This window comes from Neorhizobium sp. USDA 3394 (assembly GCF_056280385.1).
Genome location: NZ_JBWCDU010000001.1, coordinates 3,301,209 through 3,323,559 on the forward strand (window position 1 = coordinate 3,301,209; position 22,351 = coordinate 3,323,559).

Consider the following 22,351-nt stretch of genomic DNA (forward strand, 5'->3'; position numbering starts at 1 on the left):
TCCTTGCCTGCTTGCTCCACCTCAGAGCCGGGCAACCCGCTCGGTCAGCAATTCGAAAAAGCCGTCGGCATCGACATGACGCATCACCTTGGCATTCGGCTTGCGGCCGGAGACGCGCCACCAGTCAACCACCGTCATGCCCACCGTCAACTCCGATTGCGTCTCGATCTCGACATTGCAGTCGCGGCCCGAAAAGAGCTCGGGCTTGATGAGGTAGGCGATGACCGTCGGATCATGCAGCGGCCCGCCATCGGAGCCGTATTTTTCGATGTCGAAGCGCTCGAAGAAGGCGAGCCATGCGACCAGAACCTTTGCGGGATGCGTGCCGAGCGCGGCGATCTTCTCGACACGGGCTTTAGTCGTCAGCAATTGATGCGTGACGTCGAGCGGCATCATGACGATCGGCATGCCCGAGGCGAACACGGTCTTTGCCGCTTCGGGATCGACATAGATGTTGAACTCGGCGGCCGGCGTGATGTTGCCACCCTCGAAAAAGCCGCCGCCCATCATCACCAGTTCCTTCGCGCGCCCAGCGATATCCGGCGCTTTCTCAAGAGCGAGCGCGATATTGGTAAGCGGCCCGAGCGTGCAGAGCGTGACCGTTCCGGCAGGCTCGGTGCGCAAGGTGTCGATGATGAGGTCGACCGCATGGATATCTTTCACCGGCATTGTCGGTTCGGGTAATTCGATGCCGTCGAGGCCCGTCCTGCCGTGCACGTGCTCGGCGGTGACCTGCGGGCGCGTGGTTGGCTTCAGCGCCCCCTCGTAAACCGGCGCATCCGGCCTGCCGCAGAGTTCGCAGACGATCCGGAGGTTGCGGCTGGTGTAGGAAAGCGGCACGTTTCCGGCGACCGCGCAGAGACCAAGCACCTCGATCTCGTCGGGGCTCGCAAAGGCAAGCATAATCGCCGCGGCATCGTCCTGACCCGGGTCGGTATCGATGATAATCTTCCTGCGCTGCATGAATGCTCCTTTTTTCCGGGAAGTGGTCCACAACCTGACATTCTGTCAAGTGCCGTATCGGCGGCATCGAGCAGCCGTGACCATCAGCCCCGCCGCTCATCCTTGCGGTCGCGGCCGGAACCTCCCATATAACGGCTGAGTTGGCGGGCCGCCCGGCGGGCGCCAACATGGTCGCTTGTTGCAAGGACTGGACGATGAGCCGAATGACGCCGTTTGCGAGCCCTCTGCTTCTGGGCTTCGACGCCATGGAAAAGACACTCGAACGCCTGGCGAAGGCGAACGACGGGTATCCTCCCTATAACATCGAACGCCTCCGCGCCGATGCTTCCGGGGCGCCTGAGCGGCTGCGAATCACGCTGGCCGTGGCCGGCTTTTCCGAAGCCGAGCTCGATGTGACGACGGAAGAAAACCACCTCGTCATTCGCGGACGCCAGACGGAACAGGGCGATCGCGACTATCTTTACCGCGGCATTGCTGCACGCCAGTTCCAGCGTATGTTCGTGCTCGCCGACGGAATGCAGGTTTCCGGCGCCTCGCTCAAGAACGGTTTGCTGTCGGTTGACCTTATCCGGCCGGAGCCCGCACGCATGGTGCGAAAAATTAACATTTCCGTCTCAGAGTAGGTCAACGGCGCCAATGCCGTTGCCCCTCAATGCTGGAGGCTGGAATGCTCCTGAAAGAAGCGAATACGCGTTTGACGCAGTCCGAACTTGCTCATCTGGGCGCTGGAGAGGTCGGGTATATTCGCAAGATGCGGTCGGACGAAGTGTCCCGCTGCTTCCCTGAAGCCCCGGATATCGATCCCAGTCTCGATCTTTGGGCCCTGTTCGGCGCAGATGGCACGCCGATCCTTTTGACCGACAATCGCTCCAGCACCTTCTTCAAGGCTGCTGAAGACGACCTGAAGACCGTCAGCCTGCACTGACCTTTCAGGCTCTCCTGAACGTCAGATAGGCCGAGGAACGGCCTTCCCGGCGGGCCTTGTTCTCGTATCGCGTACCTGGCCAGCCGGCGAAGGGCGTCAGCCAGTCGGAAGATTGCTCCGCCTGCCATTGGAAACCGCCATGGTCGCGGCAATGGATCAGCGTCCAGTTGACATAGGTGTCGATGTCGGATGCGAACAGGAACAGACCGCCCGGCTTCAGCACGCGGTGGAAACGGTCGAGATTGACCGCAGACACAAACCGCCTTTTCCAATGTTTCCGCTTCGGCCAAGGGTCCGGATAGAGCAGGTCGATGCGATCGAGCGATGCATCCGGCAGCCAGTCCAGAACCTGCGTGGCGTCGTCGTCATGGACCCGGATGTTCCTAAGCCCCAGTTCGTCGAGGCGCGACAGAAGTTTCGCCATGGAATTGACGAAAGGCTCGACGCCGATGAAGCCGGTTTTTGGATTCTCCTGCGCACGGTGGACCAGGTGCTCGCCGCCGCCGAAACCGATTTCCAGCCGCAGTTCCTCGACCGGTACCGGAAATAGCTCCGAAAGCACCGCCGGCGCTGGCGCCTGAAGATCGAGCTTCAGCGCAGGCAACAGCGTCGCAATTCCTTCCGCCTGGCGTTCGCGGAGCTGCTTGCCCTTGCGGCGGCCGAAGAAGGCTTCGGTGCTGCGGCTCGGGTGCTGCGGTTCGGTCATAGGTTGGTCTCTCATGATAAAAGCGGGCGTCTCCGTCAGGAGGCACCCGCTTTACAGTTTTATTGAGCTATCCGTAAAGGCCGATCAGGCAGCCTTGAGGGTCTCTTCCTTCAGCGCATCCTTGAGGGGCTTCGCCAGATCGGTCTTCTCCCAGGAGAAGGAACCGTCGCGGCCGGCCTTGCGGCCGAAATGGCCGTAAGCCGAAGTCTTGGCATAGATCGGCTTGTTGAGGTCGAGATGGCGGCGGATACCGGTCGGCGACAGGTCCATGACCTTGCGGATGGCGGCTTCCACCTGGTCTTCCGTCACGCCCTTGCCCGTGCCGTGCAGGTCGACATAGATCGACAGCGGCTGGGCGATGCCGATGGCGTAGGAGATCTGGATGGTGCAGCGGTCGGCAATGCCGGCGGCAACGACGTTCTTCGCCAGATAACGGGCGGCGTAGGCGGCCGAACGGTCGACCTTGGTCGTGTCCTTGCCGGAAAATGCGCCGCCGCCATGCGGAGCCGCGCCACCGTAGGTGTCGACGATGATCTTGCGGCCGGTAAGGCCGGCGTCACCATCCGGGCCACCGATGACGAACTTGCCGGTCGGGTTGATGTACCACTTGCAATCCTTGGCGATCGGCAGGTCGCCGAGCGCTTCGCGGATATAGGGTTCGACGACCTGGCGGACCTTCTTGGAATCCCAGCTCTCGTCGAGGTGCTGGGTGGAAAGAACGATCGAGTCGACCGCAGCCGGCTTGCCGTTCTCGTAACGCACGGTCACCTGGCTCTTGGCATCTGGGCCAAGCTTGCCGGCGTCGCCCTCGCCCTTCTTGCGGGCGATGGCGAGCAACTGCAGGATCTTGTGGGAGTAATAGATCGGTGCCGGCATGAGATCCGGCGTTTCCTTGCAGGCGTAACCGAACATGATGCCCTGGTCGCCGGCACCTTCGTCGCCCTGCTTGTCGGCCGCGCTGTCAACGCCCTGCGCGATATCGGCAGACTGGGAATGCAGCAGCACGTCGATCTTGGCCGTCTTCCAGTGGAAGCCTTCCTGCTCGTAACCGATGTCGCGGATCGCCTTGCGGGCGGCCGACTTGAACTTCGAGGGATTGATGACGTCCTTGCCGTCCTTGTCCTTCTTCATCAGGCTCGGCGGCAGGCGGACTTCACCGGCAATGACGACTCGGTTCGTGGTTGCCAGCGTTTCGCAGGCAATGCGCACGGTCCAGGGATCGACGCCGGTCTTGGCCGCCTCGCGGTACACAAGATCTACAATTTCATCGGAGATACGATCACAAACCTTGTCCGGATGGCCCTCGGCAACGGACTCGCTGGTGAACAGATAACTTGCGCGCATTACGGGATTCCCCTCAAAGAAACGAACGCACCTGTGTTAGTGATTTCCATCGACAAACACAAGCGTACAACGACATAAATATATCTTTATGTCTACAAGTCGGGCATTCCCGCAACACCCGACGCTCTGAAGCAGGCAACAAAAAAGCGGCCCGGAGGCCGCTTCTGTGCTGATATCGATGAGCTTTATTCGACCTCGGCATCCGCTGCCAGGGCCTTGACGAGATCTACCACACGCCGGCGAACTTTCGGGTCCGAAATCTTCACGAAAGCCCGGTTCAGTTGCAGGCCTTCGGAGGAGGAGAGGAAATCGACCACGTAGTTGGAGCTTGAGGCTTCCGCCATGCCGCCCTGACCGCCTTGATCGCCCGGCGCATCTTCGAAGAAGAAGGAGACCGGCACGTTGAGAATGCTGGAGATGTTCTGCAGACGGCTCGCACCAACGCGGTTCGTGCCCTTCTCGTATTTCTGAATCTGCTGGAACGTAATGCCAAGGCTTTCACCGAGCTTTTCCTGGCTCATTCCGAGCATGGTGCGGCGAAGGCGAATTCGGCTCCCGACATGAATATCGATCGGGTTCGGCTTCTTTTTGTTTTCAATCATAACGATGTCCTGACGACGTTTGTGGTTCAATCCTCACAACCCGGTCTGCGTGTGGAGATACACTTCGCGCGGCTGGTCACAACAGGCTCAACGTTTGAAGCATATGGCGAGACGAAAGGCTGAGACCACTATGCAATTTTAGGGGTTTTTGGTCAATTCGTCCTAAAATTAAAACCAGCGCGCGAGATGGCTGCAATCAACAACATCAGCGCAAGAACCAACCAGAAGTGCTGTTCCCGAGCATTCACATCCCAATGCGGGATTGAAATACCGCCCAGGGTTGCGTCCATCACGCCTTTTTGATTATAGTCCAGGCCACGGATCATCCTTCCGAAGGGGTCGACAACCGCCGAAACGCCTGTATTTGCCCCGCGAATCAGCGGAAGGCCGTTTTCGACGGCGCGGATTCGAGCTTGCTGGAAGTGCTGATAAGGCCCCGGCGTCGCTCCGAACCAGCCGTCATTGGTAACATTCAGAAGCGCGCTTACCCGCTCCACCTCCGGCCCGATCTCGTCGGGGAAGATCGCCTCGTAACAGATCAGCGGATAGAAGGTCCTGCCGCCCGGCAGGGTCAGCATGGCCCGCACCGGCGCCGCACTGAATCCCCCCGGCATGGCGATTGCATCGGGAATGCCGAGATTGCGCAGGAGGTCCTCATAGGGAACATATTCCCCGAACGGGACGAGATGCAGCTTGTCGGAGGCCGAAACGATCTGGCCTTCGCTGTCGATCACATAGATGGAATTGTAGAAACGCGGCGCGAGGCCCGCGCCTGCATCTTCGGAACGCACCGCGCCGGTAATCAGGACCTGGCCATCCTGCAGCACCTCGGCGATGCGGGTCAGCGCATCCGGGTTCTGGGTCAGAATGAAGGGGACGGAGGTTTCCGGCCAGACGATGATGTCAGGCCGCTTGCCGCCGTTCTCGGGCGGCAAAGCCGACAACGCAAGATGTTCCTCGAAGATCGCCGCCCGCTCGGCATCGTCCAGTTTTCGCGCCTGGTCGATTACCGGCTGGACGATGCGGACGACCGGCTGATTGTCTGCAGCCGGAACCGGCGTGGCGTCGGCGACGTGCAGACGATAGGCGCCATAACCCAGATGGGCGGCAAACAGCAGGACTGCGAGCGTCAGTCCGGTCCGCATGCCTTTTTTGGTGCCGATCAGGGCGGGCGCCGAAAATACGAAGACGGCAAGAACCGTCACGCCGAAAATGCCGAGCGCGGCTGCGGACTGCATCATCAGCGGCATGGGCATCGCGCCATAACCGACCGCATTCCAGGGGAAGCCGGTGGCGACGAAGCCGCGAAGCCATTCGGCCAGACCGAAGCCGAAGGCGAGCGAGGCCATCCGCCCGAAACCATCCGACCAGAATATGCGGGCAATCGCCGTCGCAAGACCGTAAAAGAGCGCGAGATAGGCAGGCAAGCCAAGAACCGCGAGTGGCAGTGCCCAGGCAAATTCGTCTGCTTCCACCAGAAGCGCGTTGCCGAGCCACCAGAGGCCGGCGACGAAATAGCCGAAACCGAAGACCCAGCCGATCCAGAATGCCGACCGGAACCGCGCGAAACGTCCCCCATCCGGATTGCCGGTGGAACCGTCCATCAGCCAGACGAGCAACGTGAAGGAGATGAAAAGCGCTGCGAAGAAGCCGAAAGGCGGCAGGGCGAGCGCACCGAGCGCACCTGCGACAAAAGCAACGGCGACGCGCGGGAAGCCCCAGAGAAGCATGATCCTGCCCGCCAGCCGCTCCATCTATGTTCCCTTCCGCCCCCGAATCAGCGGCTGCAGTCTTTCAAAAAATGGCGGGCTTGTCGTGAGGTCAAAGAGGCGGACACCTCAGGGATCTTTCAAGGCTGGTGATTGCGTCCGTCGGCGTCCTGAGCGGATGGCGCCGGTAGCAGGGCAGTTGTCGGTGTCTGATCAGTGAGCATTATTTCGCCCTCCCCTTTCTGGCGGCGGCGCGCGAGCGTCCGCTTGCGCAGGATCCGGACGCGCTTGATGCGGCGAGGATCGGCCTCCAGGATCTGGAATTCGAAACCGGGCACCGCCTGCACCACTTCGCCGCGCACCGGGATGCGGCCAAGCGCGGAGAAGATCAGCCCGCCCAGCGTATCGACGTCTTCGAGGCGGTCGCGAATGTCGAAATCGGAACCGATCGCCTTGGCGATCTCCTCGAGTTCGATACGCGCATCGGCGACGAAGACATCCTCGCTGGTGCGCGAGAACATGACCTCTTCATTGTCATGTTCGTCCTCCACGTCGCCGATCACCATTTCGACGATATCCTCATGGGTGACGAGACCGTCGGTCCCGCCATATTCGTCGATGACGAGCGCGAGCTGGGTGCGGGCCGCCTGCATGCTCTGCATCAGGTCCGAAGCGAGCATGGAGGGCGGCACGAACAGGATCTTTCGGATCAGGCCTGCTTCGGCGACCGTCTGCTCCAGGTCGACGCGGCCGAGGTCGAAGGCAGGCCGCGGGGTGCGCACCGTCTTCTCCGCCTTTTCCGGCTTGTCGGTGGCAAGCGGCATCGGCTGGGTGGGTGCAGCGCGCGCGCTGGTGCGGCGTTTGTTGCGAGCCTGCTTGGCCAGATAGGAAAGGAGGTCGCGGATATGGACCATGCCGCGCGGATCATCGAGCGTGTCGTTGTAGACCGGCATGCGAGAGCGGCCGGTTTCCTCGAAATGGATCATCAGCTCGCCGATCGTCATGGTCATGTCGACCGCCTCGATGTCGGCGCGCGGCACCATGATGTCCTCGACGCGGATCTCACGGAACCGGAGAATGTTGTGCAGCATCGCCCGTTCCTCGGGCGAAAAGGCATTGCTGATATTGGTGTCGGTCATCAGCGCGTCGGCAAGATCCTCGCGGAGCTTCTCGCCCTGCGACGGCCTGAGCAGCCTGACCGCGCGCGACCAGAAAGAGCTTTGGTGTTTGTGGGCTTCCGCTCGAGACGGACTACTGCCCTCTTCCGAGGAACTCGAGTCGGCGTCCTTGCCCTCACGGGTCGGGTTTGTCGAAAAGTCGTTCATTGATCCAGACTATACTATCGGGTCTTGCCCCGCATAGGGGTCAGATAGGCCAAGGGTGGCCAAAATGCGAGTCTCCAACGCTTCCATTCTTTCCGCTTCGTCCGTTTGCATATGGTCGTAGCCGAATAGATGCAGGAAACCGTGGACGAGCAGATGGGTCAGATGATCCTCGAAACTCTTGTCAAGATCAACCGCTTCCCGCTCAACTGTCTCGCGAGCGATGACGATATCGCCGAGCATCGGCCCCGGCATCTTGCCGGGTTCGAGCGGAAAGGCGGGGAAGGACAGGACGTTGGTGGGCTTGTCCTTGCCGCGCCATTCGGCATTGATCTCCTTGATGGCCGCGTCGTCGGTAAAGACCAGCGACAATTCCGGGGCGATCTTCGGGAAGGGCTGTTTTTCCTGGCCCGCCAGAAACTCGGCCGCCGCGCCAAGCGTCTTTTCGCTCAAGGCCAAAAGGGCCGGCTCTTCGGGCCAGCCCTCGTCTTCAATGCTGATCTGTATGTCGAGTTGGGGCATAAGGTTTGGAGCCGACCGTTACCGGTCGACTTCCTCGCTTTCCTCGTGGACGGCATATTGCGCGTCATAGGCCCGGACGATGCGGCCGACCAGCGGATGGCGGACCACGTCGGTATCCTTGAAGCGGATCACCGAAATGCCCTCGACGCCCTTCAGGATCTGCAGCGCCTCCACCAAGCCTGATTTCACGCCGCGCGGAAGATCGACCTGGCTCGGGTCGCCCGTGATGATCATCCTGGCGTTTTCGCCGAGACGGGTCAGGAACATCTTCATCTGCATCGACGTGGTGTTCTGTGCCTCGTCGAGAATAACGGCGGCGTTTGCGAGCGTGCGGCCGCGCATGAAGGCGAGCGGCGCGATTTCGATGACGCCGGCGGTGATCGCCCGCTCCACCTTGTCGCCCGGCATCATGTCGTAGAGGGCGTCATAGAGCGGCCGCAGATAGGGATCGACCTTGTCCTTCATGTCGCCGGGCAGAAAGCCCAGGCGCTCGCCGGCTTCGACGGCCGGACGCGACAGGATGATGCGATCGACGGCGCCGCGCTCCAGAAGCTGTGCGGCATGGGCGACGGCGAGATAGGTCTTGCCGGTACCAGCCGGACCGACGCCGAAGACGAGCTCCGACCGTTCCAGCGCCCGCATATAGGCGTCCTGGGTTGGCGTGCGTGCGACGACCGTCTTCTTCTTGGTGGAAATCTGGCTCATCGAGAGCTTGGCTTTTTTCTCGAGCGTCGGCAGTTGCAGCTGATCGTCTGCCGCCTGCGCCATGCGGATCGCCCCGTCGACGTCGGAGGTATCGACCGAACCGCCCTTCTGGATGCGCTCATAGAGGAAATCCAGCGCCCGGCGCGCCTGGTTGGTCGCCGTCAGATCGCCGGAGATCGCCACCGAATTGCCGCGTGCCCTGGCATCGATGTGAAGCCGTTCTTCGAGAAGTTTGAGATTTTGATCGAACTGACCGAAAAGCTCGCTGGCGAACCTATTGTTCTCGAACGTCAGGACAAAGTGATTGGCGTCGGTAGCGGCGGTTCGGGGGTGGCGCGCGGATGAAGAAACCAATTCACGTCCGTTCAAGTAGGGCAAGCTCCTCGATGTTAGCTCAGGCTCCTATTAAACTCTCTGCCGGGTCGGCAAACAAGCTGTTCGGGCCGGTTCCACTGATTCGTACCTGTATAATGTCACCGATTTGCGATGTTTTTGCATCAACATTCACAGACTGAAGCCAGGGAGAGCGTCCAATTATCTGTCCTGGCATGCGACCGGGCTTTTCCAGCAACAGGTCGATGACCTTTCCGACGCAGGATTTGGCGAATTCGGCCTGCTGTTTCAAGAGCAGGGCCTGCAATCTTTCGAGCCGCTCCGCCTTCACCTCTTCCGGCACCTGATCGCCAAGATCGGCGCCGGGGGTGCCGGGGCGGGTCGAATATTTGAAGGAATAGGCCTGCGCGTAGTTCACGTCCTCGACGAGGCGCAGCGTATCTTCGAAGTCCTTGTCCGTCTCGCCGGGGAAACCGACGATGAAATCTCCGGCGATGGCGATGTCCGGCCGGGCTTCGCGAATGCGCTCGATCAGGCGAAGATATTCGGCAGCCGTGTGGCGACGGTTCATCGCCTTCAGGATACGGTCCGAACCGGCCTGAACCGGCAGATGCAGGTAGGGCATCAGGCTGCGCAGGTTGCGATGGGCCTCGATCAGCCGGTCATCCATGTCGCGGGGATGGCTGGTCGTGTAGCGCAGACGAGCGAGGCCTGGGATTTCCGCAAGGCGATAAAGCAGGTCGCCGAGGCTCCATTCGCCGCCTTTCGGACCTTCAGCACGCCAGGCATTGACGTTCTGGCCGAGCAGCGTGATCTCGCGCACGCCGCTATCGACCAGCCGCGAGGCTTCGTCGACGATCTGCTGGACCGGGCGAGAGACTTCAGAACCGCGCGTATAGGGCACCACGCAGAAGGTACAGAACTTGTCGCATCCTTCCTGGACGGTGAGGAAGGCGGTGACGCCGCGGGCGCGGATCTTCGCCTTCTCGGTAACAGGCAGGTGCTCGAACTTGTCCTCGACCGCATATTCGGTGTCGACGACCGGCTTTCCGCCGCGAGCGCGCCTCAGCGCTTCCGGCAGGCGGTGATAGGTCTGCGGGCCGATCACCACGTCGACGGCCGGCGCGCGTCGGATGATTTCCTCGCCTTCGGCCTGGGCGACGCAGCCGGCGACGCCGATCATCAGCTCCCGGCCTTCGGCAGCCCGCGCCTTCTTCATGTCGCGAAGACGCCCGAGCGCCGAATAGACCTTGTCGGCCGCTTTTTCGCGGATGTGACAGGTGTTGAGGAGGATAAGGTCGGCCTCGCCCATCTCCTCGGTCGGCACGTAACCTTCGCCCGCCAGCGCATCGCTCATGCGGCCCGAATCATAGACATTCATCTGGCAGCCATAGGTCTTGATGAAGACCTTGCGGGAATTCGAGCGCTGGACCGGCTCGTCGGCGGCCACGGAAAGGGAGACGTGTTCGTTCATGGCTCGCTCCATACCGCAAGAAGACCCGGAAATGAAGCGTTTCCTAAAGGGTGTCGTAGTCACGACCCCGCAGATGGCGGATCAGCATGCGCCGAAGCCGGCTGGTCACGGCCATGCTCAGATGCTTGCGGTTGTCGCCGGCGCGGAAATCGACCGTTTCCCCGAAGGCGACGTCCACGTCGAGCGCGCCTTCCTTCAGGACGCCGAGCAGATGCGGCACGAGTTCGATATCGCCAGGCCACGCCGCGATCGGCCGATGGTAACGGCCCATGGCCATGCCGTGGATGCGGGTATAGGCGATCGCCACCGGCTGGACATGCACCACGCCTTCGGGCGTATGCTGCACCGCAGCGGCGGCAGCGCCGAACAATGACGACTTGACCTCCAGAAGCCGGTTGCCATCGGAGGTGGTACCCTCGGGAAAAAGCACGACGATCTCGCCGGCCGCCATGCGCTCGGCAATCTCGTTCACCTGATCGCCGGTGCGGCGCTTCTGTTCACGGACGACGAAGATGCTCTTCTGCAGCTTGGCGAGCGTGCCGAAGACCGGCCATTCCGACACTTCCATCTTGGCAATGAAAACGACGTCGGCGATTGCGCCGAGCACGAGAATATCCTTCCACGACGCATGATTGCAGGCCAGCATCAGCGGCCGGCGGCGCTCCAGCGTTCCGTGCACATGAATGCGGATGCCAAGCAGAAAACAGGCGGTCTTGTGCCAGTAGCGCGGGAGATAACGGCGGATCTTGAGGTCGAAGGCGAGGCCGAGGAGCTGAAACGGCAACAGGACCAGCGTAACTGCGAAAAGAGCAACGAAAACGAAGCCAATCCGCGCCCAAGTAATCACTTATCGTCCTTGTCCAGCGGGATGCCGTAGAGCTCCAGCCGGTGGCCGACGAGACGGAACCCATGCTCCCGGGCGATGCGTTCCTGCAGCGCCTCGATTTCCGCCGAGCGGAACTCGATGACATTGCCGGTATTGAGATCGATCATGTGGTCGTGATGTTCCTCCGGCACGGTCTCGTAACGCGAGCGGCCGTCGCGGAAATCGTGACGTTCGATGATCCCTTCGTCCTCGAACAATTTTACCGTGCGGTAAACCGTCGAGATCGAGATGCGCGGATCGACCTTGGAGGACCGGCGATAGAGTTCCTCGACATCCGGATGGTCAACGGACTCCTGCAGGATACGCGCGATCACGCGGCGTTGATCCGTCATTCGCATGCCTTTCTCGGCACACAGCTCCTCCAGGGTCTTGGAAAGGTCTGTCATGTCGTTTTGGCCTTCGAAACGTTCCCGTAGAAACTAACGGACTAGCGAAGAACTCGGCTCATGACAAGCGCCGTGGATCGCGTCCCGTCCGGCCCGGCATAATAGGCCGGGCGCTCGCCCACTTTCTGGAAACCGAGCTTGCGGTAAAGCTCGACAGCAGGGCGATTCGCCGCCTCCACTTCCAGGAACATGCTCTCCCCGCCACGCGCCGCCGCCTCGCGCAGGGCGGCCTGCATCAGACGCCAGCCGAGCCCCACCCGACCGAATTTCTCGTTGACGGCGACCGTCAGGATCTCCGCCTCACCCGCCGCCTCGCGCGACAGAACGAAGCCGCCGAGCGGCTTGGAGAAAAACGCATTGGTCTGACGGGCGATAAAACCGAAGACATTTTGCTGCAGGAGCAGGTTCTGGAATTCCCCGTCACTCCACTGACGCGGAAATCGCTGGCCATGCAGTTCGGAGATCTCCAGGCAATCGCTCGCCTCCATCGGCACGACTTCGAAATACGGCTTCCAGGTCAGGTAATCGTCGAGCATCGGCGCAGTCTGTACATTCACGAACGGGCAAGGGCAAAACCGGTCTGCGGTTTCGCATCTGGTCCACGAAGATACAATGGTTTGGGACGTTGCGCATCCACAGGTTTTTCGGCGGCGATGCGGGCGACCACCGCAATATCGAAACGGTCCCGCCCGTCATGTTCGGCAACTTCCTTGCCAAGGGAATGCTCGGTCCAGGAGCCGGTCATTACTGCCGAATGAGACTTGGCGAGTTCCGAAGCATCTTCCGGCGAGAGTGCCGCAGGTTGGCTCAACGCCTCCCCGTTGGCGGAAAACGCCTGGGTGTAGACCTCGTTGCGCTTGGCATCCATCGCGACAACGACCGGCTGGCCCTTGTGTTCGCCAAGAAACTTGACCGCGAGGGCCTCGAGAGTGGTCACACCGACCGATTCCACGCCGAGGGCAAGCCCCAGACCACGGGCGGTGGCCACGCCGACGCGAATGCCGGTGAAGGAGCCCGGCCCTATGACGACTGCAACTCGCTCGACGGCTTTGAGAGGAAGACCGGCTGCGGCCAGCGCCTCGTCGATGACCGCCATCAGCCTTTCGGCATGGCCCTTGCCGATCGTCTCGGTGATTTCAGACAGCACTTTGCCGGCGGCGCTGTCGTAGAGCGCTGCGGAGCAATCCACCCCGGCGGTATCGATGGCGAGAACAATCATTCAACGGGGCCGGCGGGCTTAGAGCGCTTCGACGGCCTGCACTTCCGGAACGAAATGCTTGAGCAGGTTCTGCACCCCGTGCTTCAGTGTCGCCGTGGAAGACGGGCAGCCGGAGCATGCACCCTTCATGTTGAGGTAGACCGTGCCGTCTCGGAAACCCTTGAAGGTAATGTCGCCGCCGTCCTGGGCGACGGCCGGGCGGACGCGGGTTTCAAGCAGTTCCTTGATCGTCGCGACGATCGTTTCGTCGTCCTCGTCGAAGAACTCGCCTTCCACGTCGGATATTTCAGCAAGCGTGGACGCACCGCCCATGACCGGCGCGCCGGACATGAAATGCTCCATGATCGAGCCGAGGATCGCCGGCTTCAGGTGCTGCCATTCGGCGCTTTCCTTGGTGACTGTGATAAAGTCGTAGCCGAAATAGACGCCGGTGACGCCGGAGATGCCGAACAGCCGCTCGGCCAGCGGAGATGCTTCCGCCTCGCCGGCATTGCGGAAATCGGCGGTGCCTTTATCCATAACGACTTTGCCAGGCAGGAACTTCAGGGTCGCCGGGTTGGGGGTGGCTTCCGTCTGAATGAACATCTCGTCTCTCCTGGGGCACGGCGCCCCTCGCAAATTTAGAACTCTTCAAAAGAAGATAAGCCGTATCAGCTTTTCGTTCAAGTGCTCCTTTGCCTGCGCAAGATCAAGTCCGCAATCAGGCCAGTGCGTCAATTTCCTCGGCGGTCAGCGTGTCGGGCAGCACGGTGACGGGAATCGGGAAGGCAGCAACCGCGGATACCAGGGGTCCCGGCCCTTCCTTGGTGGACCCGGCGGCCAGCACGAGAACCGCGATATCGCGGTCTTCCTCGACCAACTGGATGATCTGTTCGCTGGCGTTGCCTTCGCGGATGACGATTTCCGGATCGATTCCAATCGTCTCGCGCACCTTCTGGGCGGTCTTGGCCATCACCGCGTCCGCTTCTTCCCGAGCCTCGGCACGCATGATCTGCTCGACGCCCAGCCATTGCTGGAAATCGCCTTCGGGAATGACGAAAAGCAGGACGAGACCACCGTTGGAGTTCTTGGCGCGGCGCCCCGCGTAGTGGACCGCCTTTTCACATTCCGGCGTGCCGTCTATGACCGCCATGAACTTGCGCCGGTGTCCTTCAAGCCGCGAAAGCCGTTTCGATACCATGCCGCCCCTCCTTCGCATGTAGACGACCCAAGCAGTCGTGATGCGGAACTTATACCAACCGAAAAAAATGAAAACCCGCCACGAATGTCGTGACGGGTATGCAATTTCTGCGTGACTCGAAAGGCGCCGATGATCTCAGCGCAGGAAACCGACGATGTCGAAGACGTCTCCCATGACCTTCTCGGCGCGGGCGCGGGCGCGCTCGCCACCATCCTTGAGGATGGCATCGATATGGGTCGTATCGTCCATCAGGCGGCGCATTTCCGAGGTGATCGGCGAAAGCACGTGCACGGCGAGGTCGGCCAGAGCCGGCTTGAAGACCGAGAACTGCTGGCCGCCATATTCGGCGAGAACGTCTGCCTTGGTCCGGTCGGCAAGGGCTGCATAGATACCGACAAGATTGTCGGCTTCCGGGCGGCCCTTGAGGCCTTCGATTTCGCTCGGAAGGCCTTCCGGATCGGTCTTGGCCTTGCGGATCTTCTTGGCGATCTCTTCCGGATCGTCCATCAGGTTGATGCGCGAAAGGTCCGACGGATCGGATTTCGACATCTTCTTGGTGCCGTCACGCAACGACATGACGCGCGGCGCCGGCCCCTCGATCAGCGGCTCGACCAGCGGGAAGAAGCCATGGATCGGCTCTTCGCCGACGACCATGTCGACGCCGGTGCCGGCCGCGCGGATCTTTTCCTGGAAGTCGATGTTGAACTTCTGGGCGATATCGCGGGCAAGCTCCAGGTGCTGCTTCTGGTCGTCGCCGACCGGCACGTGGGTGGCACGGTAGACGAGAATGTCGGCGGCCATCAGGCTCGGATAGGCGAGCAGGCCGAGCGAGGCGTTCTCGCGGTCCTTACCGGCCTTGTCCTTGAACTGGGTCATGCGGTTCATCCAGCCGATGCGGGCGACGCAATTGAAGACCCAGGCGAGCTCCGCATGCTGCGGCACGGCCGACTGGTTGAAGACGATATGTTTCTTCGGATCGATACCCGAAGCGATGAAGGCGGCGGCGATCGAGCGGATCTGCCCCCGCAGGTCGTCATGGACGAGCTGGGCGGTGATCGCGTGCAGATCGACGACGCAATAGATGCAGTCGTTGTTTTCCTGCAGCGCCACGAACTTGCGGATCGCGCCGAGGTAGTTGCCGAGATGGAGATTGCCGGTCGGCTGGACGCCTGAAAAGACAAGCGGCTTAAAGGTGTTCATATCGTCCTCAATTAGGCTGGTGGAGGGCCCCAGACCCGAAGGGTCATGTTGCTAACGCGCGGGCTTATGCACGGCGAAGCGCAGAGGATCAAGAGCATCAGCGTGCCGCGTGTTCAATCAGATCCCAGGTGTTGCCGTAGGGATCGGCAAACACCGCCACCGACCCGTAGATTTCATGCCGCGGTTCCTCGAGGAAACGGACGCCCCTGGCGGTCATGGCGGCATGATCGCGGGCGAAATCGTCGGTCTTCAGAAAGAAGCCGACCCGCCCGCCAGTCTGGTTGCCGATCGCCGCCTTCTGCGTGTCGGTGGCGGCCGTAGCCAGCAACAGGGCCGCGCCCTCGCCGCCCTTCGGCTTCACAACGACCCAACGCTTGCCCTCCGGCTGCACGCTGTCCTCCAGGCAATCGAAGCCGAGCACGCCGCAATAAAAGTCCTTCGCTCGATCGTAGTCGTCGACGATCAGGGCCACGAGAAACAGCGATTGGACGGGCATACGGAAACTCCGGATTCGAGTGATCTAGCCGCCTGCAGATTGCCGGCCGGGGGCGGTTTTGGTGGAGCGATGAGCTCCATTCAGAAGGTCTCGCGATACACTACAGCCACAAAAGAGCAGCCCACATATCATTCGAGGTAGGGCCACGAAACGCCTACCTCATTGGGCGTATAACTCCTAAGTCAATACGCCTAAAGGCAAAATTTTTCTCTATGCCTCTCCGAATAGATTAATGAATGTTAGTCTTTTAGGCAGCCAGAATCCCATTTCTGAGCAAAATTCTCCTTATTCATGCCCTTTTTGAAAAGGAAATACCCAGGCGTACCACGGTTAACCGGTCATGAACGACACGGTCTGTCCTCGGGGGATACCCATGCGCATCATATTTCGCGTCGCGCTTTCCTGCCTATTGGCGCTAGGCTTGAATGTCACCGCAGAAGCTGGCGAAAACCAGAAGCGAAGAAGCACTTCCTTCAAGCACGATTATTCTGCCTTCTTTACCGTGCAGCGGATCAGCGTTCGCACCAGTTGCTTTCCGGAAAAACTGGGGGCCATCCTTGCGCATATCGCGCGCGAAACCGGCCGCAAGCCGATGGTCACATCCGGCCATCGCCCGCATTCGGGCAGGTCGCAGCATAGTCATTGTTATGCGGCCGACATCCGGGTCCCGGGTGTATCGGAACGAGCAATCCTCGCCGCCGCGGCCAACGCACCCGGCATCGGCGGCATCGGCCGTTATTGCAACGGCATCGTCCATGTGGATGTCGGGCCTAAACGCCGGTGGGCGTATTGCGGGCGGCGCAAGCGGGGTTAAATCTTCGGCTTCCGCTTGATGTTCCGGCGTATCATGCCAATGTCGGCGCCGCCGATCAGGAAGGCGCAGGCGAAATAGACAACCATAGCCAGGACGAGCAGGCAGGAGAGTGCCGCGACCTGATGGATCAGCAGGGCATCCGGGGTCAGCCACGGTCCGGCATAGCTAAGCGCATAGACCAGCGCCGCGGACATGATCGCGGTCGAGACGAGCAGCAGCACCGTGCGCTTGGCGAGTGCCCATTCCCATGTGAGATGGCCGCGCCAGACGAGCGTCGCGAACAGCAGAATGGTATTTATCCAGCCCGCCGCCGCCTCGGCCGTTGCGATGCCGCGTTCGGCGATCAGCGGGAAAAGCGAAATCGCCAGGCCCGAATTGATGACGACCGAGAGCATGGTGAAACGCATCGGCGTCTTGGTGTCCTCGCGGGCATAAAAACCGGGCTGCAACGCCTTGATCAGCACGAAGCCCGGCAGACCGATGCCGTATATGGCAAGGACTGAGGCGACGACCGAGGTGTTTTCGGCGGAGAAGGCGCCGCGCTCATAGAGCACCCGGATGATCGCGTCCGACAGGATCCAAAGCCCGGCTGCGGCCGGAAGCGTGAGGAACAGCACAAATTCGATCGAGCGGTTCTGGGTATTGGCGGCTTCCTTGAGATGCCCGCCCTTCAGGGCACGAGCAAGTTCCGGCAGGAGCACGACGCCGACGGCGACGCCGACCACGCCGAGCGGAAGCTGGTAGATACGGTCGGCATATTGAAGGGCGGCGATCGCGCCTTCCTTGCCGGAGGCGATCGCCTGGCCGATGATCTGGTTGATCTGGGTGATGCCGCCAGTGACCGCCGCCGGCACCGCGAGCACCAGCAGGCGCTTGACGTTCGGCGTCATCCTGGGGCGGCGGAAGCCGATATTGATGCCGGCATGGCGCACGCCGGCATAGACGACGGCAAGCTGCAGGATGCCGGCCGCCAGCACGCTCCAGGAGAGATACCAGGCAATCGTCAGCGGATCGGCATCAATCCAGAGACCGTAGAGTAGCGCCCCGATCATCACCACGTTCAGGAAAACCGGGGCGATGGCGGCCGCAAAGAAATGATGGAGCGAATTGAGCATCCCGCTCAGCATCGCCGTCAGCGACATGCACATCAGATAGGGAAACATCACCACTGCAAGGCGGACGGTGATGGAGGTCTTTTCGGGGTCGTCGGCGAAGCCCGGTGCGATGATCCATTCCACCAGCCATGGCATCATCAGTTCCATGACGATGGTGATGATCATCAAGGCGGAGAAGAGAACGCCGAAAACCTCTTCCGAAAAGCGCTTGGCCCCCTCGACGCCGTTCGCCTCGATCTCTTTCGAAAACAGCGGCACGAAGGCGGCGTTGAAGGCGCCCTCGGCAAACAGCCGGCGGAAGAGGTTCGGGAAGCGGAACGCAGCATAAAAGACGTCGGCCATGGGACCGGTGCCGAGCGCCGCCGCCATCAAGGTCTCGCGCGCAAAACCGAAAATCCGGCTACCGAGGGTCGCGCCGCCGACCGTCGCGAATTTCTTGACGAGGCTCATCGGACGGAGCTCACATGCTTGCCTTCGACTTGCGCGGCGGCGCCGCCTGATCCGGATTGGGGGCCGGTGCGATGATGCCCGCAGGCATGCCGCTCCTCAGTTCGTCCTCCTGCTCGGACATCACAGCCTTGAGCCGCGCGGCGATATTGCCCTGGCGGTTCTCGTTCACGACCTTCTGGCCAACGAGATCGGTGACATAGAAAGTGTCGATGACCTTTTCACCGAAGGTGGTGATGCGTGCCGAATGGATGTCGAGCGAGAGATCGGCGAGCACGGCGGTGATGTCCGCCAAGAGGCCGGTGCGGTCGAGGCATTCCACCTCGATGACCGTGAACTTGTTCGATAGGCCGTTCGAGAGAATGACCGACGGCGGAATGGTGAAGGTCTTGTTGCGCTTGCGCGACTTGGCGCGCGTCGCGATGACTTCCGGCAGCCGCTTCTTGCCCGAGAGCACATCCTCGATCATCCGGCTGATCGTGCCGGCGCGGCGCAGTTCGTCCTCGTCCACCGGGAATTCCCGGTTGATCAGAATGGTGTCGAGCGCCCGGCCGTCGGAGGTCGTGAAGATCTGCGCATCGGCAATATTGGCGCCCGCCGCGGCGCAGGCGCCGGCGATGATCGACAACAGGCGCGGATGGTCCGGCGCCAGAACGGTGATCTCGGTGATGGCATGGAAACTGTCCGTCCTCACCATGGTGGCGAGCGCCTGGCCCGCCTTGTCGGTATCGCGGATGAATTTCGTATGGCGAACCTGATCTTCCAGCGAGACCGACAGGAGGTAAGGCTGGTAGTGCAGTTTCGAGTAGGTGCGGCGGTCCTTGGCGCTCCACTCGGCCAACGCCTTGAAGAGCTCTTCTTCGGCGACCTTGGCGCGCTCCTTGCGCGAGACTTCCGAGAAGCCGCCCGAGAGCAGCAGCTCGGTCTCGTAGTAGAGCGTGCGCAGCAGCTGCCCCTTCCAGCCGTTCCACACACCCGGGCCGACGGCGCGGATATCGCAGATGGTCAGGATCAAGAGCATCTTCAGCCGGTCCATCGACTGCACCTTCTCGGCGAAGTCGGTGATCGTCTTGCGGTCGTGCAGGTCGCGGGTCTGGGCGGTCATCGACATCAGCAGATGGACTTCGATCAGCCAGACGACGAGTTCGGTCTGCTTGGCATTGAGACCGAGACGCGGGCAAAGCTTGCGCGCGATACGGGCGCCGGCGATCGAGTGATCCTCCTGGCGGCCCTTGGCGACGTCATGCAGCAGCACGGCGACATAAAGCGCCTCGCGCTCTTCGATGCTCGGCATCACCTTGTTGGCAAGCGGATGGATATCGGCGGCCTTGCCCCGATCGACTTCCGACAGCGCCTCGACCGAGCGGATCAGGTGCTCGTCGACCGTATAGTGATGATACATGTTGAACTGCATCATCGCGACGACCTTGCCGAATTCCGGAATGAAGCGGCCGAGCACGCCCGCCTCGTTCATCCGGCGCAGCATCAGCGCCGGATCACGCCGCGAGGTCAGCATCGAGAGGAACAGCCGGTTGGCCTCCTCGTTTTCGCGCACATCGTTGTCGATCAGCGAGAGCGAGCGGGTCATGCGCTTCAGCGCATCGGGATGAAGCTCCAGCCCGTTGATATCGGCCACATGAAAAAAGCGGATGATATTGACCGGATCCCGCTTGAAGACGTTCGGATCGGCAAGCGTGATGCGGCCGCGGTCCACGACGAATTCCACCGTGCCGGGGATCTTGTGGAGACGTTTGGTGAAGCGTGAGATGACGCGGTTGGTGAGGCCGGGTGCCGCCTTCGCCTGCTGCTCTTCCAGCGCGGCGCAGAGAATGCGGGTCAGATCGCCGACATTCTTCGACACGAGGAAATAGTGCTTCATGAAGCGTTCGACGGCGGAAAGGCCGGGGCGCGAGTGATAACCGAGGCTCTCGGCAATCTCGCGCTGGATGTCGAAGGAGAGACGCTCTTCGGCCTTGCCGGTGAGAAAATGCATCTGGCAACGCACCGCCCAAAGGAAGTCGTCGGCCTTTTCGAACGAGCGCGCTTCTTCCCGGGACAGAACCCCCACCTTGACGAGTTCCGTTGTTTCGCGAACCCGGTAGTAATATTTGGCGATCCAGAAGAGGGTGTGGAGATCGCGCAGGCCGCCCTTGCCTTCCTTGACGTTCGGCTCGACCAGATAACGCGTATCGCCTGCCTTCTCGTGGCGATTGTCGCGCTCGGCAAGCTTGGCGGCGATGAACTCCGGACCGGTATCGGCGACAATTTCGTTGTCGAAACGGCTCTCGAGGTCGCTCACCAGCGCCTCGCGGCCGCAGATGTAGCGGCTTTCCAGGATGGCGGTGCGGATGGTCATGTCCGTCTTGGACAGCCGGATGCATTCTTCAACGGTGCGGGTCGCATGACCGACCTTGAAGCCCATGTCCCATAAAACGTAGAGCAGGAACTCGACCGCCTTGCGCATGGTCTCGGTATTTCGGGGAGGCAGCAGGAACAGGAGATCGATGTCCGAACCGGGCGCCAGCGTATCGCGGCCGTAACCGCCGACGGCCGCCACGGCGATATCCGTACCCTCGCTATAGAGACCTTCGGCAATCGTGTCGTAGAGAACGCGGATCAACTGGTCCTGGAGCCAGGAAATACGGCGGGCGCAATTCAGCCCGCTGCCGTCCTTGGCGAGAAGCTGGCGGGCCTTTTCGCGGCCCTCGACGCTTGCCCGGCGCAGCAACGGCAGAAGTGCCGCCCGCAATTCGAGCTGAGGGCGATCCTTGTCCTTGACGATCGCCCTGCAATCGGCCCGAAGACGGGCCACGTCGAGAAGTTCAGAAAAATCGATATCGTGTCTGGCCATGTTATCCTGCCGGTGCCCGGCCTGCGGAGCGAGGCTATAATCGTTTTGAGGCACCTTGACCAACGATTATCATCATCGGACGTTTCAAAGTTGTTGCTTCCTGCGTCGAAGTTCAAGCCGATGTTTTTCTGACACCCGCGTCTTGTGCCGCCCTTGCCTCGGCCCTCCACTGCTTGGGGCTTGTTCCCGTCACCCGACGAAATTCACGATTGAAGTTCGATTTCGTCGAGAAGCCGACATCCAGCATGATCTGGATCACCGTCCGCTCGGTTTCCCGCAGAAGGCGGCAGGCTTCGGCGACGCGGCGGTCGTTGACGAATTGCGAGACGTTCAGCCCCGTCGCGCGATTGATGGCGGCAGAGACCTCGCGGGCAGGCAGCCTTGCTCTGCGGGCAAGCTTTGCGAGGCTCAGATCCTCGCTCCGGTAAAGCTCGCCGTCTTCCAGAGCCGCCTCGATGCGGGATAGCGCGACCCTGTCTTCTTCGGTCGGCTCGAGTGCGGGAGAAACGGCAGTCGGTTTTGGCGAGGAGAAATCGGGAGCGAAATAGTAGACGATCACCGCCGCGATCGCCGTAAGGTTCATGACCATGACGGCCATAGGCACATCACCGGGGCCATAGATATCGGTGTAGACCGCCAGTGCGGCGTCGCTGACGGCGAAGAACAGCATCAGGCCCGCGGTCAGCCGGGCGGCTCGCACGGCTGGACGAACCCGCTGCAGGGAAGCCTCCGCCATCACGTCGCCGCCGCCCGAAAGGGTCAGACGGTAAAGCGCAACGCCATAGGCGAAAAAGATCACCAGCAGCAGTGGATCGACAAGATCGCGGAAGAAGCCAACCGCCATGGCCACGGTCAAGGGCACCATGACATGCAACCAAGGCCGCTTGAGGGTTTTTGCGGTCAAGCCGCGGAACGCCAGGAAGGCGAGCGGCGGCATGATTGACGCGGTGATCGGCAGCAAGGGCACCAATCCATTGACGCCGTAGCCAAAGCGCAGCCCTACGCCGACGCCCTGAAATGCATAAAGCACAAGGAAGGCGTAGAAATAACGCCGCGTGCCGGGCAGATCGACGCCCTTCAGGCTGCGATAAAGCGTCAGCGCGAAGACGAGGCCGGCAAGAAAAGGCAAGGGAACGGACAACACGCAGGATA

Annotated in this window: 23 protein-coding genes; 3 read left to right on the top strand and 20 right to left on the bottom strand. The window is 61.2% G+C overall.

Annotation, left to right across the window (positions count from 1 at the left end):
- Positions 1-21: 21 nt before the first annotated feature.
- Positions 22-963: a nucleoside hydrolase gene (locus ACZ9EJ_RS16275; protein WP_046639788.1), complete on the bottom strand. Its 942-nt coding sequence runs from the start codon at positions 961-963 to the stop codon at positions 22-24.
- A 194-nt stretch (positions 964-1,157) separates the two neighbouring features.
- On the opposite strand from ACZ9EJ_RS16275, the gene ACZ9EJ_RS16280 reads away from it, so the two are divergent.
- Entirely contained in the window at positions 1,158-1,586 is a 429-nt protein-coding gene (locus tag ACZ9EJ_RS16280; protein ID WP_046627998.1) for an Hsp20 family protein, read from the top strand.
- Positions 1,587-1,630: 44 nt separating this feature from the next.
- Positions 1,631-1,888 (top strand): BQ00720 family protein, encoded by a 258-nt coding sequence (locus ACZ9EJ_RS16285; protein WP_037079396.1) that lies wholly within the window; start codon positions 1,631-1,633, stop codon positions 1,886-1,888.
- A gap of 4 nt (positions 1,889-1,892) precedes the next feature.
- Here ACZ9EJ_RS16285 and trmB read toward each other — a convergent pair whose 3' ends face one another.
- The 16 genes from trmB to ACZ9EJ_RS16365 form a co-directional block, all read right to left on the bottom strand.
- Positions 1,893-2,594 (bottom strand): tRNA (guanosine(46)-N7)-methyltransferase TrmB, encoded by a 702-nt coding sequence (gene trmB, locus ACZ9EJ_RS16290; protein WP_046639787.1) that lies wholly within the window; start codon positions 2,592-2,594, stop codon positions 1,893-1,895.
- An 84-nt stretch (positions 2,595-2,678) separates the two neighbouring features.
- Entirely contained in the window at positions 2,679-3,938 is a 1,260-nt protein-coding gene (gene metK, locus ACZ9EJ_RS16295; RefSeq protein WP_046627996.1) for a methionine adenosyltransferase, read from the bottom strand.
- 185 nt (positions 3,939-4,123) lie between these two features.
- Positions 4,124-4,540: a helix-turn-helix domain-containing protein gene (locus ACZ9EJ_RS16300; protein WP_037079404.1), complete on the bottom strand. Its 417-nt coding sequence runs from the start codon at positions 4,538-4,540 to the stop codon at positions 4,124-4,126.
- A gap of 152 nt (positions 4,541-4,692) precedes the next feature.
- The gene (gene lnt / locus ACZ9EJ_RS16305) at positions 4,693-6,294 is read right to left on the bottom strand and encodes an apolipoprotein N-acyltransferase (protein WP_046639786.1); all 1,602 of its coding nucleotides are present in this window, start codon (positions 6,292-6,294) and stop codon (positions 4,693-4,695) included.
- A 95-nt stretch (positions 6,295-6,389) separates the two neighbouring features.
- Complete coding sequence (locus ACZ9EJ_RS16310; RefSeq protein ID WP_046639785.1) at positions 6,390-7,574, bottom strand: hemolysin family protein; 1,185 nt, start codon at positions 7,572-7,574, stop codon at positions 6,390-6,392.
- Between the two features lie 9 nt (positions 7,575-7,583).
- Positions 7,584-8,093, bottom strand: a complete 510-nt coding sequence (ybeY, locus tag ACZ9EJ_RS16315) for an rRNA maturation RNase YbeY (protein WP_046639784.1) — start codon at positions 8,091-8,093, stop codon at positions 7,584-7,586.
- A gap of 18 nt (positions 8,094-8,111) precedes the next feature.
- Entirely contained in the window at positions 8,112-9,167 is a 1,056-nt protein-coding gene (locus tag ACZ9EJ_RS16320; RefSeq protein WP_046627988.1) for a PhoH family protein, read from the bottom strand.
- A gap of 25 nt (positions 9,168-9,192) precedes the next feature.
- Entirely contained in the window at positions 9,193-10,605 is a 1,413-nt protein-coding gene (gene miaB, locus ACZ9EJ_RS16325) for a tRNA (N6-isopentenyl adenosine(37)-C2)-methylthiotransferase MiaB (RefSeq protein ID WP_046639847.1), read from the bottom strand.
- Positions 10,606-10,648: 43 nt separating this feature from the next.
- On the bottom strand, positions 10,649-11,452 hold the full coding sequence (olsA, locus tag ACZ9EJ_RS16330) for a lyso-ornithine lipid O-acyltransferase (protein ID WP_046639783.1): 804 nt from the start codon (positions 11,450-11,452) through the stop codon (positions 10,649-10,651).
- Entirely contained in the window at positions 11,449-11,877 is a 429-nt protein-coding gene (locus tag ACZ9EJ_RS16335; RefSeq protein WP_046603134.1) for a Fur family transcriptional regulator, read from the bottom strand. Before ACZ9EJ_RS16335 ends, olsA begins: the two co-directional genes overlap by 4 nt.
- Before the next feature lie 41 nt (positions 11,878-11,918).
- Positions 11,919-12,413, bottom strand: a complete 495-nt coding sequence (locus tag ACZ9EJ_RS16340) for a GNAT family N-acetyltransferase (RefSeq protein ID WP_046628535.1) — start codon at positions 12,411-12,413, stop codon at positions 11,919-11,921.
- A 17-nt stretch (positions 12,414-12,430) separates the two neighbouring features.
- Complete coding sequence (tsaB, locus tag ACZ9EJ_RS16345; protein ID WP_046639782.1) at positions 12,431-13,096, bottom strand: tRNA (adenosine(37)-N6)-threonylcarbamoyltransferase complex dimerization subunit type 1 TsaB; 666 nt, start codon at positions 13,094-13,096, stop codon at positions 12,431-12,433.
- An 18-nt stretch (positions 13,097-13,114) separates the two neighbouring features.
- Complete coding sequence (locus ACZ9EJ_RS16350; RefSeq protein WP_046627982.1) at positions 13,115-13,681, bottom strand: NifU family protein; 567 nt, start codon at positions 13,679-13,681, stop codon at positions 13,115-13,117.
- Between the two features lie 115 nt (positions 13,682-13,796).
- Positions 13,797-14,276: a universal stress protein gene (locus tag ACZ9EJ_RS16355; RefSeq protein ID WP_037079425.1), complete on the bottom strand. Its 480-nt coding sequence runs from the start codon at positions 14,274-14,276 to the stop codon at positions 13,797-13,799.
- A 135-nt stretch (positions 14,277-14,411) separates the two neighbouring features.
- Complete coding sequence (gene trpS, locus ACZ9EJ_RS16360) at positions 14,412-15,476, bottom strand: tryptophan--tRNA ligase (protein ID WP_046627979.1); 1,065 nt, start codon at positions 15,474-15,476, stop codon at positions 14,412-14,414.
- A 97-nt stretch (positions 15,477-15,573) separates the two neighbouring features.
- Positions 15,574-15,972 carry a VOC family protein gene (locus tag ACZ9EJ_RS16365; protein WP_046639781.1) on the bottom strand — a complete coding sequence of 133 codons (399 nt, stop codon included), beginning with the start codon at positions 15,970-15,972 and terminating at the stop codon, positions 15,574-15,576.
- 373 nt (positions 15,973-16,345) lie between these two features.
- Here ACZ9EJ_RS16365 and ACZ9EJ_RS16370 point away from each other — a divergent pair, with 373 nt between their 5' ends.
- Positions 16,346-16,786: a peptidoglycan L,D-endopeptidase MepK gene (locus tag ACZ9EJ_RS16370; RefSeq protein WP_046627975.1), complete on the top strand. Its 441-nt coding sequence runs from the start codon at positions 16,346-16,348 to the stop codon at positions 16,784-16,786.
- Here ACZ9EJ_RS16370 and murJ read toward each other — a convergent pair.
- The 3 genes from murJ to ACZ9EJ_RS16385 all read right to left on the bottom strand — a co-directional run bounded on the left by murJ (position 16,783) and on the right by ACZ9EJ_RS16385 (position 22,343).
- On the bottom strand, positions 16,783-18,351 hold the full coding sequence (gene murJ, locus ACZ9EJ_RS16375; RefSeq protein WP_046627973.1) for a murein biosynthesis integral membrane protein MurJ: 1,569 nt from the start codon (positions 18,349-18,351) through the stop codon (positions 16,783-16,785). The genes ACZ9EJ_RS16370 and murJ overlap by 4 nt on opposite strands.
- 10 nt (positions 18,352-18,361) lie before the next feature.
- Entirely contained in the window at positions 18,362-21,199 is a 2,838-nt protein-coding gene (locus tag ACZ9EJ_RS16380; protein WP_046639780.1) for a [protein-PII] uridylyltransferase, read from the bottom strand.
- Between the two features lie 112 nt (positions 21,200-21,311).
- Positions 21,312-22,343: a helix-turn-helix domain-containing protein gene (locus ACZ9EJ_RS16385; RefSeq protein ID WP_046639779.1), complete on the bottom strand. Its 1,032-nt coding sequence runs from the start codon at positions 22,341-22,343 to the stop codon at positions 21,312-21,314.
- Between the last annotated feature and the right edge of the window lie 8 nt (positions 22,344-22,351).